Genomic DNA, 16,472 nt, shown 5'->3' with positions numbered 1-16,472 from the left:
GGGCCGTCCGGTCAGGAACCGTGCACTCCCGCACGGTACTTCGGCAGCCGTACGGTGATCTTCGTCCCGGCGCCGATGCCGGTCTCGATGACGAGCCCGTAGTCGTCCCCGTACACCTGGCGCAGCCGTTCGTCGACGTTCAGCAGCCCGATTCCGGTGGAGTGGCCGCCCTCTCCGCGCAGGATGTGGCGCAGGCGTTCCGGGTCCATCCCGGTGCCGTCGTCCTCGATGACGACCTCGGCCTCGGAACCGGCGTCGAGAGCGCTGATGGTGATGCGGCTGCGGGTCACGGCCCCTTCGAGGCCGTGTTTGACGGCGTTCTCGACGAGGGGCTGGAGGCAGAGGAACGGCAGGGCGACGGGCAGCACCTCGGGGGCGACCTGGAGGGTGACGGCGAGCCGTTCGCCGAAGCGGGCCCGTACCAGTGCCAGGTACTGGTCGATGGAGTGGAGTTCGTCGGCGAGGGTGGTGAAGTCGCCGTGGCTGCGGAACGAGTAGCGGGTGAAGTCGGCGAATTCCAGCAGGAGTTCGCGGGCCTGCTCGGGGTCGGTGCGGACGAACGAGGCGATGGCGGCGAGTGAGTTGAAGATGAAGTGCGGGGAGATCTGGGCCCGCAGGGCCCTGATCTCGGCCTCGATGAGCTGCGTGCGGGAGCGGTCGAGTTCGGCGAGTTCCAACTGGACGCAGACCCAGCGGGCCACCTCTCCGGCCGCTCTGGCCAGTACGGCCGATTCGCGCGGGGCGTAGGCGATGAGGGTGCCGAGGACCCGGTGGTCGACGGTGAGGGGTACGGCCACGGCCCAGCGCAGCGGGCAGTCGAGGTCGTCGCAGTCGCTGGAGAAGGCGGTGTCACGGCCGCTGGCGAGGAGGCCCCGCACCTGGTCCATGACATGACGGCCGTGGTGTTCGCCCGTGCCGTCCCAGACGAGCACCCGGTCGCGGTCGGTGAGGCAGAGGGCGTCGGTACCGAGCAGGGAGCGGAGCCCGCGGGCTGATTTGCGGGCACTTTCCCCGGTGAGTCCGGCGCGCAGCGGGGGCGCCGCGAGCGAGGCCGTGTGCAGCGTCTCGAAGGTGGCGTGCTCGACGGGTGTTCCGACGTCGCTGGTGCGGACCGGGCGGACGGTGCGGCGGCCGAGCAGGAGTCCCGCGGCGAACAGCAGGACGGCGAGCAGGACGAGTACGGCGCACCCGGCTCCGGTCATCGGTACCTCCCGGAGGTCAGGGCTTCCGGCAGGTGGAAGCGGGTCATCGCGGCGTTCGTGCCGGGCGGTATCCGGCCGGGCGTGGCGAGGGACACCAGGACCATGGCGAGGAAGCCGACCGGCACCGACCACACGGCGGGCCAGGCGAGCAGGGCGTGCGGCCAGCCGGGCGGTCGGACCGCGCCGCTGACGGTGATGGCGACGGACAGGAATGCGGAGCCGCCGCCGAGCAGCAGTCCGGCGATCGCACCGGGCGGGGTGAGCCGCCGCCACCAGATGCCGAGGACCAGCAGCGGGCAGAAGGAGGACGCGGAGACGGCGAACGCCATCCCCACCGAGTCGGCCACCGGCACCCTGCTGACCACCAGTGAACCGGCCAGCGGTACGCACATGGCGAGGACGGTGGCGAGCCGGAAGTGCCGCACCCCGCGCGACGGGAGCACGTCCTGGGTGATGACGCCGGCGACGGCCATCGTGAGGCCGGAGGCGGTCGACAGGAACGCGGCGAAGGCGCCGCCCGCGATGAGCGCGCCGAGCAGATCCCCGCCGAGCCCGCCGATCACCCGGCCGGGCAGCAGCAGCACGGCGGCGTCGGCTTCTCCGCCGTGGATGAGTTCCGGGGCGTACAGCCTGCCCAGTGCGCCGTAGACCGGCGGCAGCAGGTAGAAGACGCCGACGAGGGCGAGGACGGCGACCGTCGTGCGGCGGGCGTCGCGGCCGTTGGGGCTGGTGTAGAAGCGGACGACGACATGGGGCAGGCCCATGGTGCCGAGGAACGTCGCGACGATCAGTCCGTAGGTGGCGTAGAGCGGATGGTCGGCGCGGAAGACGGAGAGCTGTTCGTCGAAGGTGACACGGGGCTGCCCGTCGCCGTGCCAGGCGAGCACCAGGAAGATCGCGGGGACGAGGAGTGCGGTCAGTTTCAGCCAGTACTGGAAGACCTGCACAAAGGTGATGGACCGCATGCCGCCGGCGGCGACGGCGATGACGACGACGGCCGCGACGAGCACATCGCCGAGCCGGCCGGGCGCCCCGGTGAGGATCTTGAGCGTCAGTCCCGCGCCCTGGAGTTGCGGGACGAGGTAGAGCCAGCCCGCCGCGACGACGAACACGCTCACCAGTCTGCGCACCTGCCGCGATTCCAGTCGCCCCTCGGCGAAGTCGGGCAGGGTGTACGCCCCCGAGCGGCGCAGCGGTGCGGCGACGAAGACCAGCAGCACCAGGTAGCCCGCGGTGTATCCGACCGGGTACCAGAGCATGTCCGGGCCGTGCACGAGGACCAGGCCCGCGATGCCGAGGAAGGAGGCTGCGGAGAGGTATTCGCCGCTGATGGCCGCGGCGTTGAGCCGGGGCCGTACGGTGCGCGAGGCGACGTAGAAGTCGGAGGTGGTGCGGGAGATGCGCAGCCCGAAGCCACCGACGAGGACGGTCGCGACCACGACGGCGGCGACGGCCGCCACCGCGTACGTACGGCTCACGGTGCGGGGCGGCCTTCCACGAGCCGGGCGAAGTCGCGCTCGTTGCGCTCGGCTCTTCGCACGTACCACCAGGCGGTCAGGGTCAGTGGCGGATAGGCGGCGAACCCGAGGACCGCCCAGACGAGCGCGGCGCTGTGCAGGGCCTCGAAGACCAGCGGCAGCGTGCCGACGACCACGGCGAGGACGGTGAACGCGGTCAGTCCGGCCCGCAACTGACTGCGCATCAGTGAACGGACGTACGCACCGCCCAGTGCGGTCTGCTCGTCGATCTCCGACTGGGTGCGGTAGCGCGGCAGCGGGCGCACCCGCCGGGGCTCCCCCGTCACCACTTCGCGCCGGGGCGCTGGCTCTGCGGACATGGGCCCGGAGTGTACGCAGCACCGGACCGCCCTGGGAAGAGGTTTCGAGCGCGGGTAGTCCCTGGTCAGCGGCCGGTCCGGCGCATCAGCAGATCGCGCAGCGCACGGGCGTGGCGACGGCTCACGGCGAGCTCGGCGGTGCCGACGCACACGCTCATGCTGCCCGCGTCGAGGCGGAGTTCGTCGATCCGGCCCAGGGCGACGAGATGGCGCCGGTGGATGCGTACGAAACCGCGCGAGCGCCAGCGTTCCTCCAGGGTCGTGAGGGGGACGCGGACGAGGTGGCTGCCGGTGGCGGTGTGCAGCCGGGCGTAGTCGCCCTGGGCCTCGGCGTAGGCGATGTCGTCGATCGGGATGAACCGGATCACCCCGCCGAGCTCCACCGGTATCTGGTCGTTCGCGGTGTCGAGTACGGGTGCGGAGCGGTCGCCGACCTGTTCGGCGACCCGGCGGACCGCTTCGGCGAGGCGTTCCCGGCGGACCGGTTTGAGGACGTAGTCCACGGCTTTGAGGTCGAAGGCCTGGACGGCGAAGCCCTCGTGCGCGGTGACGAAGACGATGAGCGGGGGTGCGGCGAATCCGGCCAGCAACTGGGCGACGTCGAGGCCGGTGAGGCCCGCCATGTGGATGTCGAGGAAGACGACGTCGATGGCCGACGGGTCGTCGGGGCCTGCCTCGACGGCGCTGCCGATGCGGCGCAGCGCCTCGGTGGCCCCGGTGGCGCCCTCGGCACTGCGGATGCGGGGATCGGCGCGCAGGAGGTAGAGGAGTTCCTCCAGGGCGGGTTCTTCGTCGTCGACGGCGAGTACGCGCAGCATGGGCCGGAGTTTAAGGTCTGCCGGGGGTGGCGGGCGGCGGTTCGCGCGGCCGGCGACCGCGCTGCCCGCGGTGGGCGGCGGCCACTGGGGCCGACCCACCGGACCGGGCTACTTGAGCAGTCGGGACAGGCGCCGGTCGGCCAGCAATCTGCCACCGGTCTGGCAGGTGGGGCAGTACTGGAGCGAGGAGTCGCTGAAGGACACCTCCCGGATGGTGTCCCCGCAGACCGGGCACGCCTCGCCGGTGCGTCCGTGGACCCGCATCCCGCTCTTCTTCTCCGCCTTGAGCCTTCCGGCCGCCAGTCCGCCGGAGCGTGCGACCGCGTCGCGGAGTGTGGTGCGCAGTGCGGTGTGGAGCCGGGTGATCTCGTCGTCGGTGAGGTTCGCGGTGAGCAGGTACGGCGACATCTTCGCGGCGTGCAGGATCTCGTCGCTGTAGGCGTTGCCGATGCCCGCGATCAGGGACTGGTCGCGCAGGGCTCCCTTGATCCGGCGGCGTTCCCCGGAGAGCAGTGCGGCGAGGGCGTCCCGGTCGAAGGAGTCGTCGAGGGGGTCGGGGCCGAGGCGGGCGATGCCGGGCACCTCGGCCGGGTCGTGCACCAGGTGCACGGCGAGGCGTTTGGTGGTGCCCGCCTCGGTGAGGTCGAAACCGTCGCCGCCGGTGAGGACGGTACGCAGCGCCAGGGGGCCCTTGCCGGGACGCGGCGGCGCGGCGGGGAAGCTGTCCTTCCACCGCAGCCAGCCGGCCCGGGCGAGATGGGTGATCAGGCGCAGCGGGCCGACGCCGATGTCCAGGAACTTGCCGTGCCGGGCGATGTCCGTGACCGTTCCGCCGTGCAGGGCGGTCAGCGGTGGGTCGTACGTCTTGAGGACGCTGACGGTGAGCGGCAGGACGCGGTCGATCTCCCTGCCGACGAGATGGTCGTCGAGGAAGACCCGCAGGGCTTCTACTTCCGGCAGTTCGGGCATGGTTCCAGACTGCCGGATGCGTCGGCGGGGCGCCTGTCAGAGGCCGTACACCCGCTCGGCGGTGGCGGCGAGGACGCGGTGCCGCTCGTCCTCGGTGAGGCTGTCGGTCAGGGTGCGTGCCGTGTCGACGACCTCCGCGTACGTCGCGGCGAGCCGGCACACCGGCCAGTCCGAGCCGAACATCAGCCGGTCGGGCCCGAAGACGTCCAGGACGGTGTCCGCGTACGGGCGCAGATCGCTCACCGTCCAGGACCGCACGTCGGCCTCGGTGACCAGACCGGAGAGCTTGCACACGGTGTTGGGGCGGGCGGCAAGGGCCCGCAGGTCGTCGGCCCAGGGGTGCAGTTCACCGGAGGCGACGGGTGGCTTGCCGGCGTGGTCGAGCACGAAGGTCAGTCCGGGCAGCAGGGCGGCGGCCTCGACGGCGGCGGGCAGCTGGTGGGCCCGGACGACGAGGTCGTAGACGAGCCCCGCGTCGGCGACGGCGCGCAGTCCGCGCCGGACGTCGGGGCGCAGCAGCCATGCCGGGTCGGGTTCGCCCTGGACCTGGTGGCGGATGCCGACGAGCCGGTCACCGCCCGGGAGTTCGCGCAGCGCCGCGAGGGTCTCGCCGACGTCCGGCGCCGTCAGGTCGCACCAGCCGACGACGCCTGCGACGAGATCGCTGCCGTGGGCGAGGGCCAGGAATTCGGGGGTTTCGCCGGGGACGGTGACGGTCTGGACGAGGACGGTGGCGCAGACCCCCGCGGCGCGGGCCTCGGGCTCCAGGTCGGCGAGGGTGAAGGTGCGCCGGAGCGGGGCGAGTTCGTCGCCGGTGATCCAGTCCTGGTCGCGTACCGACAGGTCCCACACATGGTGGTGGGCGTCGACGATCCGTTGCCGACCGGTCATGTCACAGCTCCCAGGCGACCGGGAGACCGGCTTCGGTACCGTCCGGCGAGTAGTCGTGCGCGACGTCGAGGAGCTCGGCCATCCTGGCCTGCCAGGCGACGTTGACCGGGAGTTTCTCCAGTTCGGCGAGGAGTGCGGCGTAGTCCTCGCAGTCGATGACGTGGAAGAGGTCGGTGCCGCTGCGCCAGATCGTCCAGGAGGTGGCGCCCGCCGCGCGGATCGCGGTGGTGAGCTCGTCGGGGACCTCGCGGTGCGCGGCCTCGTACTCCGCGACGCGGTCGGCGCGGACCTTGGTGTGCAGGGCGATTCTCATGTCAGTGTCCGTCCTCGGTCAGCAGGCCCTCGGCGCGCAGTTCGTCCCAGAGTTCGTCCGGGATCCCGCGGCGCAGCAGGGCGGCGGCGTCGCGCACCTCGTCCGGCGAGCGGGTGCCGACGAGCACTCCGGCGACGGCCGGGTGCGCGAGCGGGTAGTGGAGGGCGGCGGCCCGGAGCGGGACGCCGTGGCTCTCGGTGACGGCCCTGATCCGCAGCGCCCGGTCCAGCAGGGTGAGCGGCGCGGCCGTGTAGTCGTACGTGGCACCGGGGCGCGGGTCGGCGAGCAGTCCGGAGTTGAAGACGCCGCCGACGACGACGCTGCGGCCGCGGGCGGCCGCCTCGGGCAGCAGCTCGGCGAGGGCGGACTGGTCGAGGAGGGTGTAGCGGCCCGCGCAGAGCACGACGTCGACGTCGGTGTCGCGCAGGAAGCGGGTGAGCATCGCGGTCTGGTTCATACCGGCGCCGATGGCGCCGATCACCCCTTGTGCGCGCAGCTTCTCCAGCTCCGGGTAGGCGTCGCGGAACGCGGCCTCCGCATGGTCGTCCGGATCGTGCAGATAGGCGATGTCGATGCGGTCGAGACCCAGCCGTCGCAGGCTGTCCTCGATGCTGCGGCGTACGCCGTCGGCGCTGAAGTCCCAGCGGCGGCGGTGGGTGGCCGGTACGGCGAAGCCCTCGGAGAGCCCCTCGGACACGCTCTCCGCGGCGGTGGCGGGGTCGGCGGTCAACGGGTCCAGCACCCGTCCCACCTTGGTGGACAGGACATACGCGTCGCGGGGTCTGCCGCGCAGAGCCTCGCCCAGCCGCCGTTCGGAGAGGCCGAGTCCGTAGTGCGGCGCGGTGTCGAAGTAGCGGATGCCCTCGTCCCAGGCGGCGTCCACGGCGGCCGCCGCCTGCGCGGGGTCGACGGCGCTGAAGAGATTGCCGATGGCGGCCGCCCCGAAGGACAGCTCGGTGACCTCGACCGCGCTGCTTCCCAGCCTGTTGCGCCGCATGCTTCCGCCGCCCTCCCCGGTGATCACTTCCTGCACACAGCGAATATTCATCGGATCACTTGGGCGCGTCAACACCTCGGGCACCAAGAACTGCGGCAATATTCCGGAGATCTGTCCGATCTATGGCCGATCAGGGCGTGGACCGCTCAGCGGGTCGGCAGCAGTGCGAGCAGGTCCGCCACCTCGTCACCGGCACAGTTCGCCAGCCGCTCCAGATCGGGCAGCGCCTTGCCGTCGGCCACCAGCCCGACCTGGACCCGGCCGCCGTACGTGGACAGGGCGACGGCCAGGGACTGGCCGCGGGCCAGCGGCGCCATCGGGTAGACGGCGCGCAGCGGGCAGCCGCCGAGCGAGAGCGCCGAGCGCGGCAGGGGCACGCTCGTGACCAGGACGTCGAAGAGCATCCTGGCCGCGCTCCCGGCGATGGGCGCGCCGAAGCGGTGGGCCAGCGAGGGCAGTTGATCGGCGAGCACGGCCACCGCCCCGGCGCCCCGGAAGGGTCCCGCGGACTTGTTGCGGTCCATGGCGGTGCGGACGGCGCGGAGCCGATTCCAGGCATCGGGTTCGGAGACGGGGAGCCCGAGCAGGTAGGCGGAGAGCTTGTTCCCGGTCGCGGCGGCCTGGCCCGGTCTGCGACGGGAGACCGGCACCAGGGCGCGCGGGTCCTCGGCCGGCAGCGATTCTCCGCGCTCCAGCATCCAGCGGCGGAGCGCCCCGGCGACGACCGCGAGCAGGACGTCGTTGGTCGTCCCCCCGGCGACGCGGCGGATCCGCTGGATCGCGTCGAGATCCAGGTCGGCGGTGGCCAGCCGCCGGGTACCGCTGGAGCTCGCGGTGAGCGCGGGCGCGCCGCGCAGATCGAGACGGCTGGCCCGCACCATGGAGGCACCGACGCCGAACGCCCGCCCGAGATCCTCAAGCCGGCCCAGCGCGAGCCCGGCGACCTGGCGCGGGCCCGGCATCCAGGAGCGGGGCGGGACCGCGCGCGCCCGGCGGGTGGGCATGCCGCTGCGGGCGCGTCCGGCGACGGAGGCGATCTCGTCGAAGATCCCGGCGCCGATGGCGACCGCGCGCATTCCGTCGGCGAGAGCGTGGTGGAGCTTGACGAGTACGGCGAAGGGGCCGCCGCCGGCGTCGCCGATCACGTACATCTGCCAGGGCGGCAGCCCTCGTTCGAGAGGCCGCTCCATCAGCTCGCCCGCAAGCCGGGTGGCCCCCGCCATGAATCCGTCGTCCCCGCCGCCCGACTCCGCCCCGGTCGGCCGCGCCCACGCGATGTGCCGCCGCACATCGAAGTCCTTGTCCGCGAACCAGCCCGCGCCGCCGACCGGCAGCAGGACGTCCCTGACCCGCATCCGCAGCCGCGGAATCGCGGCGGCGCGGCTGCCCAGCAGTTCCAGCACCGCCTCCGGGCCGACGCGGTGCGCCGGGTCGGACGCCGGGGAGAACACGGCGAGCGCACCGAGGTGCATGGGATGGGCATCGGATTCGAGGTGCCAGAAGGCCAGGTCGAGGGGGGTCAGCAGCTCAGTGCCCAACGGATCCTCATGTCATCGAAAGACAGAACTGACGGAGTCGCAGTCAATCGCTTGCGGTCGGTTACGGTCAAGCACAGACATGTTACGTTCTGTTACTGTCGAGTAGTGCTCAGCGTCCGCCGGGCAGCGCTCGGCATCCCGTCATCCGGGCTCGCCATCCCGTCATTCGCGCTCGGCATCCCACGCCATTCACGTTCGGCATCCCGTCATTCGTGTTCGGGAATGACGAATTCGCACCACACGCACTTGCCGCCGCCCCGCGACTCCACACCCCAGAGATCCGCCAGCCGGTCGACCAGCATCAGCCCCCGCCCGGAGACCCCGGCCTCCCCCGCGTCCCGGCGCCGGGGCAGCGCGCTGGAGCGGTCCTCGACGTCGACCCGCAGGCGCCGCTCGGGCCCGGTGAGCGCCCGGATCGTGACGATCGCCCCGCCGTCGGTATGCATCAGCGCATTGGTGATCAGCTCATCGGCGGCCAGCTCGACCTCGTCGGCCCTCGTCCTGGCGCCCCAGGCCCGTACCGCCGCCCGGATCATGTGCCGCGCGGCGCTCAGCGCCTCAGGATCCCCCTGGGCCACATGCTGCTGGAGCCTGCCGCCCGGCTGGGGTGCGTGAGCGACGTTGCGGCCCAGCAGGAGGACCGCCACGTCGTCCTCCCCGCCGCGCTCGTCGACCTCTTCGCAGAGCCGGTCGGCCAGCTTCTGGAGGTCCCGCGGGCCGTTGCGCACCATGGACGTCAGCAGTTGGATCCCCTCGTCGAGATCCGCGCCGGGCAGCTCCACCAGCCCGTCGGTGAACAGCACCAGCGTCTGACCGGGGTCCAGCTCGATCGTGCCGACCGGGTACTCCAGCCGCCCGAACTCGGCGGAGAGCCCCAGCGGCAGCCCGCCCTCCGCGAACAGCCTGCGGCAGCCGCCGTCCGCGTCGCGCATCAGCGGATCGACATGACCGGCCCGGACCAGCTGCACCACTCCGGTCGTCAGGTCCACCTCGGCATAGGTGCAGGTGGCGAAGCGGTCGGTGTCCAGCTCGTGGAGGAAGACGGAGGCGCGGGCCATCACGGTGGCGGGACTGTGTCCCTCGGCCGCGTACGCCCGCAGCACGATGCGCAGCTGTCCCATGACGGCCGCGGCATGCGTGTCATGTCCCTGCACGTCCCCGATGACGGCCCCGACCCGGCCGCCGGGCAGCGGGATGACGTCGTACCAGTCGCCCCCGATGTCCCGGCCCAGCCGGGCCGACCGGTACCGGACGGCGACCCGGGCCCCCGGCACCTCGGGGATCCGGCGCGGCAGCATGGCCTGCTGGAGGCCCTCGGCGAGATCGTGCTCCTGCTCGTACAGCATGGCCCGCTGCAGGCTCTGGGCGATGGAGCTGCCGAGCGCGACGAGCAGATTGCGTTCGTCGCCGGTGAAGCCGTCCTTGTCGCTGTAGAGCAGCCCGAGCGCGCCTATGGGCCGGGCCTGGGCGATCAGCGGCAGATACGCGGCGGACGTGATGCCGAGATGGCTGATGTGCGGCCAGAGGATCGGGTACGAGGCGGCGAAATCCGTGGCGGACTCGATGAAGCGGGGCGCGAGCGTGCGCACCACCTCGCTCATCGGGTACTGCTCGTCCGTCCGGGTGTACCGGGTGCCGGGGACGAACGAGCCCTCCGGCCCGTCCGCGACCAGGTGGATGCGCCCGGCCTCGATCAGCCCCACGACCAGGCTGGTCGCACCGAGATGCGCCAGGCCCCGGGAGTCCTTCAGCACCTCGATGACGTCCCCGACGGTCCGGGCGTGGGCGAGTGCGGCCGTGGTGCCCTCCACCAGGCTGGTACGGCGCTGCCGCTCCATGTCCAGTTCCCGGCGGGCCGTCGAGTCGGCCAGCTCCTGGGTGGCGTCGCGGACGATCCCGATGATGCGATGGGGGCGGCCGTTCCCGTCGCGCCGGATGAAGCCCTGGGTGTGGGTCCAGCGCAGAGTGCCGTCGCGCCTCAGGATCCTGAAGTACGCTCCGTAGTTCCGCTGCCCGCTCTTGAGCGCCTGCGCGACCATGGCATCGAGCCGGACGCCCTCGTCCGGCGGCACCCGCGGCGCGATCGACTCCGGCCGGTCGTCGTACTCCTCGGCCCGCAGGTCGAACACCTCGAGCGCGGGACGGTCCATGTGCATCAGGCCACTGTCGAGGTCCCAGTCGAAGCTGCCCATACGGTTCAGGGCGAGACTGAGATCCGGGTGGGCGGGCCAGTCGTCCGGGAGTGACAGGGCACCCGCTACCCGATCATCCATGTGGGTCACTCTGCCATCATCTGTCCGATTCTTCGAGCGAATCCGGCGCCGTCGGGAGATTCCGGAACCACGCGTTCGGGGACGTTCCACGCCCCGTGCCGGGCACCGGGCGGCGCCGCTCGGGAGCGCCCGGAGGGGCGCCCGCCCGGAGGGCGCAGGTCAGCAACGGTTACCGTGTCTCGTGGAGCACGGTAAGCCCATCCTTACTTTTACCCTGCGCCGCACTGCCCGCGTCAGCCCGTTCTAAGGACCTGCAACTCCATGACCCGCCCCGTCCGCGTCGCCATAGTCGGAGCCGGCCCCGCCGGAATCTACGCTGCGGACGCGCTGCTGAAATCCGAGGCCGCACAGGACCCGGGTGTTTCGATCGACCTGTTCGAGCGGATGCCCGCCCCCTTCGGCCTGATCCGCTACGGGGTGGCCCCCGACCACCCGCGGATCAAGGGCATCGTCCAGGCGCTGCACCAGGTGCTGGACAAGCCGCAGCTCCGGCTGTTCGGCAACGTCGACTACCCCGCAGACATCGGCCTGGACGACCTGCGGTCCTTCTACGACGCGGTGATCTTCTCCACCGGCGCCGACGCGGACCGCGCGCTCGACATCCCCGGCAGCGGCCTGGACGGCTCCCACGGCGCGGCCGACTTCGTCTCCTGGTACGACGGACACCCGGATGTGGCACGCACCTGGCCCCTGGAGGCGGAGAAGGTCGCCGTGCTCGGGGTGGGCAATGTGGCCCTGGACGTGGCACGCATACTCGCCAAGACGGCGGACGAACTGCTGCCGACCGAGATACCCGCGAACGTCTACGAGGGCCTGAAGGCCAACAAGGCCCTGGAGGTGCACGTCTTCGGGCGCCGCGGTCCCGCGCAGGCCAAGTTCAGCCCGATGGAGCTGCGCGAGCTGGACCACTCGCCGAACATCGAGGTCATCGTCAACCCCGAGGACATCGAGTACGACGAGGGTTCGATCCAGACCCGGCGCGGCAACAAGCAGGCCAACATGGTCGCCTCCACGCTGGAGAACTGGGCCATCCGCGACGTGGGCGACCGGCCGCACAAGCTGTTCCTGCACTTCTTCGAGTCCCCGGCGGAGATCCTCGGCGAGGACGGCCGGGTCGTCGGTCTGCGCACCGAGCGGACCGAGCTGGACGGCACCGGGAACGTCAAGGGCACCGGGCGCTTCACCGACTGGGACGTCCAGAGCGTCTACCGCGCGGTCGGCTACTACTCGCAGGAGCTCCCGAAGCTCCCCTTCGACGTGGCCTCCGGCACCGTCCCGCACGCCGCGGGGCGCGTCGTCGACGGCGCGGAGCACCTGCCGTCGGTGTACGTCACGGGGTGGATCAAGCGCGGCCCGATCGGCCTGATCGGCCACACCAAGGGCGACGCCAACGAGACCGTCGCCTGCCTTCTGGAGGACCACGCCGCGGGCCGGCTCGCCGCCCCGGAGCGGCCCGAGCCGGAGGCTGTCACCGCATTCCTGGAGGAGCGCGGCGTCCGCTACACCACCCGCGACGGCTGGTACCGCCTGGACGCGCACGAGCGGGCGCTGGGCGCGGAGCAGGGGCGCGAACGGATCAAGGTCGTCGAGCGCGACGCCATGCTGGACGCTTCCGAGCCGCGCTCCTGACGGGACGGACCGACGGACCGACCGTCCCGCCGCCGGGGCGGCTCCGCCCGCCCCGGCGGAGCCGCCCGGCTCGCGATGCGTTCAACGACCCTGCAACGCCTTGACGTTGTCCCCGAACGTCCACCCCTTCGACCCGTCCCAGTTGAGGGACCAGGTCATCAGGCCCTTGAGGCTGCCGTTGTAGTGGTTCCACGCCTGCGACACCTGACCCGGCGCCAGGTAGCCGCCTCCGGCTCCCGGTTGGGCCGGAAGTCCCGGCACCTGCTTGTCGTAGGGGACCTTGATGGTGGTGCCCTGGACGACGAGTCCCTTGTTGAGGCAATCCGTCTGCGCGGTGAACCCTTCGACCGTGCCGGCGGAGTACGAGTCACCCGCGCACCCGTACATGCTGCCGTTGTAGTACTGCATGTTCAGCCACCACAGGCGGCCGTTGTCCGCGTACTTCTTCACGATCGGCAGGTAGGCGCCCCAGATCGAGCCGTACGTGATGCTCCCGCCGGTGACATAGGCCGTCTCGGGCGCCATCGTCAGACCGAAGTTCGAGGGCATCCGTGCGAGTACACCGTCGATGATGCGGATGAGGTTGGCCTGTGAGGTGGACAGCTGGTTGATGTTGCCGCTGCCGGTCAGCCCGGTCTCGATGTCGATGTCGATGCCGTCGAAGTTGTACTTCTTCAGGATCGGGACCACCGTCTCGACGAACCGGTCGGCGACGGCGCTGGAGCCGAGATCGATGCCGGCGGTCGCGCCGCCGATGGACATCAGGGTGGTGAGTCCGGCGCCCTTCGCCGCGCACATCTCGGCCGGGGTCGGAACCTTCACCGTCGAGTCCATCCCGTCCTCCCACAGGATGGTGCCGTCCGAGAGGATGACGGGGAAGGCCGCGTTGATCACGTTGTAGCCGTGGCCCGCGATGCGGCTGTCGGTGACAGGGATCCAACCGAGCGGCGGGTGCACACCGTTGGACGCGCCGTCCCAGTTCTCCCAGTACCCCTGGAGCACCTTCCCCGAGGGCTTCGACTTGACCGCGCAGGTGTCCTCCTGGGCGGCGCTCGATGTCGCGCCGACCAGCATCTGCACGACACATGCCGCCGCGAGGCCGAGCCCCAGCAGGCGCGATGTCCGACCGATCATGTTCCGTTCCCTTCCCGGACGAAGCGAGTAATTAATGTCATGATCCTGACAAAGCTGCACGAGAACGCGAGGCCGCGAACGTCCGCATGCCGCGATGCGCCCAACGTAGGTTGGTCCAGACCTTTCGTCAATGGGTCTGGACCAAAGGCCGACACCGCGCTCGGCGGCCCCGATGTGATCGGCCTGGGGGCCGGTGCGGGGGCGGGCGCCGCGATCGCCGCCCCGATGTTCCCGGACACCGTGCCGGTGGGGCTCGGCGCGCTGCTCGGCGCCCTCCTCGCCATGGTGCTGGTCCACGTGTCGACCGGCACCGGATTCCGCAACCCCGCCCGGCTCGTCATCGCCGGGATCGGTGTCGCGGCGATCGGCGCGGCGGTCACCCAGCACGTCGTCTACGCCATGGAACGCGACCGGGCCGCCGTGCTCAGCGCCTACGTCAACGGCAGTCTGTCGGCGCGGTCCTGGGACGACGCCACCACGATCTGGCTCGTGCTGCTGGTCGCGGCCCCGCTCACCGCCCCGATCGCCAGGCGGCTGGAGATCGGCGAGATGGGCGACGACATCGCGGGCGCGCTCGGGTCCGGGCCCCGCGGCACGAAGACGGTCGCCGTCGTGCTCGCGATCGTGCTGTCGGCGGGCGCCGTCGGTGTCGCCGGACCCATCGCGTTCATCTCGCTGACGGCCCCGCAGATCGCCAAGCGGATCACCCGGGTCTCCGGCCCGCACCCGCTGCTGTCGACGCTGACCGGCGCGCTGCTGCTGGTCCTCGCGGATCTCTGCGCCCAGCAACTGCCGCTGTTCGACAGTCTGCCCGTCGGCATCTGCACGATGGCCATCGGGGGTGTCCACCTCGGTTGTCCGCTGATCCGGGAGTGGCGCCGGGGAGTCCTGCGAGGCGCCCGGCGCCGGACTCCACTACGCGCCGCCGAAATAGCTGTACGGCGCCACGGACACGCCCTCGACGACGCATCGCGGGTCGTCCTCCCCGGCCGTCGGGTCCACCTCGCCCGCCCACAGCACGCGCATGGACCAGACGGAGAACCCGGCGTGGAAGTCGTGGCCGACGTCGCACGGTGTGCTCGTGTATCCCCTGGCGTTCAGTTCGGCGACGACGTCGTCGATCAGCCGGTGGGTCAGCTGGACCCCGTCGTAGCTCGCCTCGGCTTCGCCGCCCTGCGCGCTGTAGCCGATCCCGACGAGTTCCACGGTGCCGTCCGGCGCGTAGCTGATCACCAGCGGCGGTGTGGTGGCGTACACGGCGGGGTCGCGGTCGGGGTCTCCCCGCGGCGGTCCCAGGCGCTCCTCGACCTGGGCGCGGCGGTCACCGATGACGACGAGTTCGACGCCGCGTCCGGGGATGATCTCCATGCCGGGCATACTCCCATCGGTGCCGGACCTCGCAGCGCCCACTCCCCTCCTTGAACACGTTCAAGAAGGACCGTAGAGTCACCACCGAACGCACTTGAACACGTTCAAGTCGAGGGGGTCGTGATGTCGGTGCTGGTCGGTCTGATCGTGATGCTGGGCATGCTGGTGGTGGTCCCGGCGGGGCTGCGGCTGGCCGGTGCCCCCGAGCTGGACCGGATACGCCGTCTGTGGCCGCTCTTCGCCGTGCCCGGCGCCGTCGCCCTCTGGCTGCCGCGCGGCGGCCCGGCCACCGCCCTGGCGGTCTGCTACGCGCTCGGGGCCGTGCTCCTCGCCCTGCACTCTCCGCCCCGGCTGCTCCGCACCCTCATGACGTCCGGAGTCCGCGCCGCGGCACCTGCCGAGATCGCCCTGCTCACCGCCCTGGTCACCCCCTCGATCGCCGCCACCGCGCTGGTCGCGGAACGCTCGGGGCACACGCTCTTCGGCTTCGGGCTCGGCATCCTCGCGCTGACCGTGCCCCACTTCCACTTCGCCGGATTCGCCGCCGCGCTGGTCTCCGGGCTGGTCTGCCGGATCGCCGACAGCCCGGCGGGGAGGTTCGCCGCGCTGAGCGTGCCGCTGGGCACGCTCCTCGTCCTGATCGGCTACTTCGTCGGGGACTGGGCCGAACTGGCCGGAGCGGTCGTCCTGACCGCGGGAATGTGGACCGTCGCCCTCCTCACCTGGCGATCGATCCGCGGCGGACGACAGGACCGGATCACCCGGCTGCTGCTCGCCACCTCGTCCGCCGTTCTCGTGGCCACGATGGCGCTCGCACTGAGCTGGGCCCTCGGCGAGGCCACCGGGCTCCCGCACCCCACACCGACCTGGATGGCCGCCACCCACGGCCTCGGCAACGCCCTGGGCTTCGCACTCTGCTCGGTGCTCGCCTGGCAGCGGCTCCAGAACCGTACCGATCACGAAGGCAGGACCGCATGAGCGCCCTCACCTATCCCGAGGTCGGAGCCACCCGCCTCGGCCCGCTCCCCGACGGATACCACCACCTCCACCACCGGGCCCGGGTCGGGCGCGGCCGCGCCGACTTCGAGGCGGCGGGCGCGGCGGTCACCGGCTGGCGCATGCACCGGACCAGCGGGGCCGCCGTCCGCGCGTCGGCGGCGCGCGCCGAGGCCGGGGTCCGCGTCCGGGTGTCGCTGGGCATCGGCCCGTTCCGGTTCGCCGCGCCCTGCCGGGTCGTCTGGGCGGCGTACGAACAGGACCGCATCGGTTTCGCCTACGGGACCGAGGTCCGGCACCCGGAACGCGGCGAGGAGTCCTTCGTGGTGGAGCTGGCGGACGACGGGACGGTGTGGTTCACCGTCATGGCGTTCAGCCGCCCGGCCGCGTGGTACTCCCGGCTCGCGGGGCCCCTCGTTCCGGTGGCTCAGCGGTGGTACGCCCGGCGGCTCGGCACCACGCTGCGCCGCATCGTCGGCGAAGGCCGCAACGAGCGCGTCTGAAGGG

14 protein-coding genes and 1 pseudogene are annotated in these 16,472 nt (G+C 71.7%); 4 read left to right on the top strand and 11 right to left on the bottom strand.

What is annotated here, in order from left to right:
• Positions 1–11: 11 nt before the first annotated feature.
• The 10 genes from ACIOMQ_RS31510 to ACIOMQ_RS31465 form a co-directional block, all read right to left on the bottom strand.
• The gene (locus ACIOMQ_RS31510) at positions 12–1,202 is read right to left on the bottom strand and encodes a sensor histidine kinase (protein WP_401939820.1); all 1,191 of its coding nucleotides are present in this window, start codon (positions 1,200–1,202) and stop codon (positions 12–14) included.
• Entirely contained in the window at positions 1,199–2,680 is a 1,482-nt protein-coding gene (locus tag ACIOMQ_RS31505) for a cation acetate symporter (RefSeq protein WP_401939817.1), read from the bottom strand. Before ACIOMQ_RS31505 ends, ACIOMQ_RS31510 begins: the two co-directional genes overlap by 4 nt.
• Positions 2,677–3,039 carry a hypothetical protein gene (locus ACIOMQ_RS31500; RefSeq protein WP_362203055.1) on the bottom strand — a complete coding sequence of 121 codons (363 nt, stop codon included), beginning with the start codon at positions 3,037–3,039 and terminating at the stop codon, positions 2,677–2,679. The genes ACIOMQ_RS31505 and ACIOMQ_RS31500 overlap by 4 nt, the downstream gene beginning before the upstream one ends.
• A 65-nt stretch (positions 3,040–3,104) precedes the next feature.
• Entirely contained in the window at positions 3,105–3,857 is a 753-nt protein-coding gene (locus ACIOMQ_RS31495; protein ID WP_362203058.1) for a LytTR family DNA-binding domain-containing protein, read from the bottom strand.
• Positions 3,858–3,965: 108 nt separating this feature from the next.
• A complete protein-coding gene (locus tag ACIOMQ_RS31490) occupies positions 3,966–4,826 on the bottom strand; it encodes an Fpg/Nei family DNA glycosylase (RefSeq protein ID WP_401757135.1) in 861 nt (286 codons plus the stop codon).
• A gap of 36 nt (positions 4,827–4,862) precedes the next feature.
• Positions 4,863–5,717, bottom strand: coding sequence for an amidohydrolase family protein (locus ACIOMQ_RS31485; protein ID WP_362203064.1), 855 nt, complete (start codon positions 5,715–5,717; stop codon positions 4,863–4,865).
• 1 nt (position 5,718) lies between these two features.
• Complete coding sequence (locus ACIOMQ_RS31480) at positions 5,719–6,030, bottom strand: L-rhamnose mutarotase (RefSeq protein WP_362203067.1); 312 nt, start codon at positions 6,028–6,030, stop codon at positions 5,719–5,721.
• Between the two features lies 1 nt (position 6,031).
• Positions 6,032–7,027 (bottom strand): aldo/keto reductase, encoded by a 996-nt coding sequence (locus ACIOMQ_RS31475; RefSeq protein WP_402191369.1) that lies wholly within the window; start codon positions 7,025–7,027, stop codon positions 6,032–6,034.
• Positions 7,028–7,173: 146 nt separating this feature from the next.
• A complete protein-coding gene (locus ACIOMQ_RS31470; RefSeq protein ID WP_362203070.1) occupies positions 7,174–8,565 on the bottom strand; it encodes a wax ester/triacylglycerol synthase family O-acyltransferase in 1,392 nt (463 codons plus the stop codon).
• A gap of 206 nt (positions 8,566–8,771) precedes the next feature.
• On the bottom strand, positions 8,772–10,838 hold the full coding sequence (locus ACIOMQ_RS31465) for a SpoIIE family protein phosphatase (protein ID WP_401757129.1): 2,067 nt from the start codon (positions 10,836–10,838) through the stop codon (positions 8,772–8,774).
• 261 nt (positions 10,839–11,099) lie between these two features.
• Here ACIOMQ_RS31465 and ACIOMQ_RS31460 point away from each other — a divergent pair, with 261 nt between their 5' ends.
• Positions 11,100–12,467, top strand: a complete 1,368-nt coding sequence (locus tag ACIOMQ_RS31460; RefSeq protein WP_402191321.1) for an FAD-dependent oxidoreductase — start codon at positions 11,100–11,102, stop codon at positions 12,465–12,467.
• A gap of 81 nt (positions 12,468–12,548) precedes the next feature.
• Here the strand turns inward: ACIOMQ_RS31460 and ACIOMQ_RS31455 are convergent, their stop codons facing one another.
• Positions 12,549–13,601: a chitinase gene (locus ACIOMQ_RS31455; protein WP_402191319.1), complete on the bottom strand. Its 1,053-nt coding sequence runs from the start codon at positions 13,599–13,601 to the stop codon at positions 12,549–12,551.
• Between the two features lie 159 nt (positions 13,602–13,760).
• Here ACIOMQ_RS31455 and ACIOMQ_RS31450 point away from each other — a divergent pair.
• The 3 genes and pseudogenes from ACIOMQ_RS31450 to ACIOMQ_RS31440 form a co-directional block, all read left to right on the top strand.
• A pseudogene (locus ACIOMQ_RS31450) lies at positions 13,761–14,492 on the top strand (FecCD family ABC transporter permease); the annotation flags it as partial.
• A 600-nt stretch (positions 14,493–15,092) separates the two neighbouring features.
• Positions 15,093–15,947 (top strand): YndJ family protein, encoded by an 855-nt coding sequence (locus tag ACIOMQ_RS31445; protein ID WP_402191316.1) that lies wholly within the window; start codon positions 15,093–15,095, stop codon positions 15,945–15,947.
• Positions 15,944–16,468: a DUF1990 domain-containing protein gene (locus ACIOMQ_RS31440; RefSeq protein WP_362203085.1), complete on the top strand. Its 525-nt coding sequence runs from the start codon at positions 15,944–15,946 to the stop codon at positions 16,466–16,468. The genes ACIOMQ_RS31445 and ACIOMQ_RS31440 overlap by 4 nt, the downstream gene beginning before the upstream one ends.
• Positions 16,469–16,472 lie beyond the last annotated feature (4 nt).

The organism is Streptomyces sp. NPDC087845 (assembly GCF_044742755.1).
GTDB lineage: Bacteria > Actinomycetota > Actinomycetes > Streptomycetales > Streptomycetaceae > Streptomyces.
This window is presented reverse-complemented; position numbering and strand designations above follow the sequence as displayed.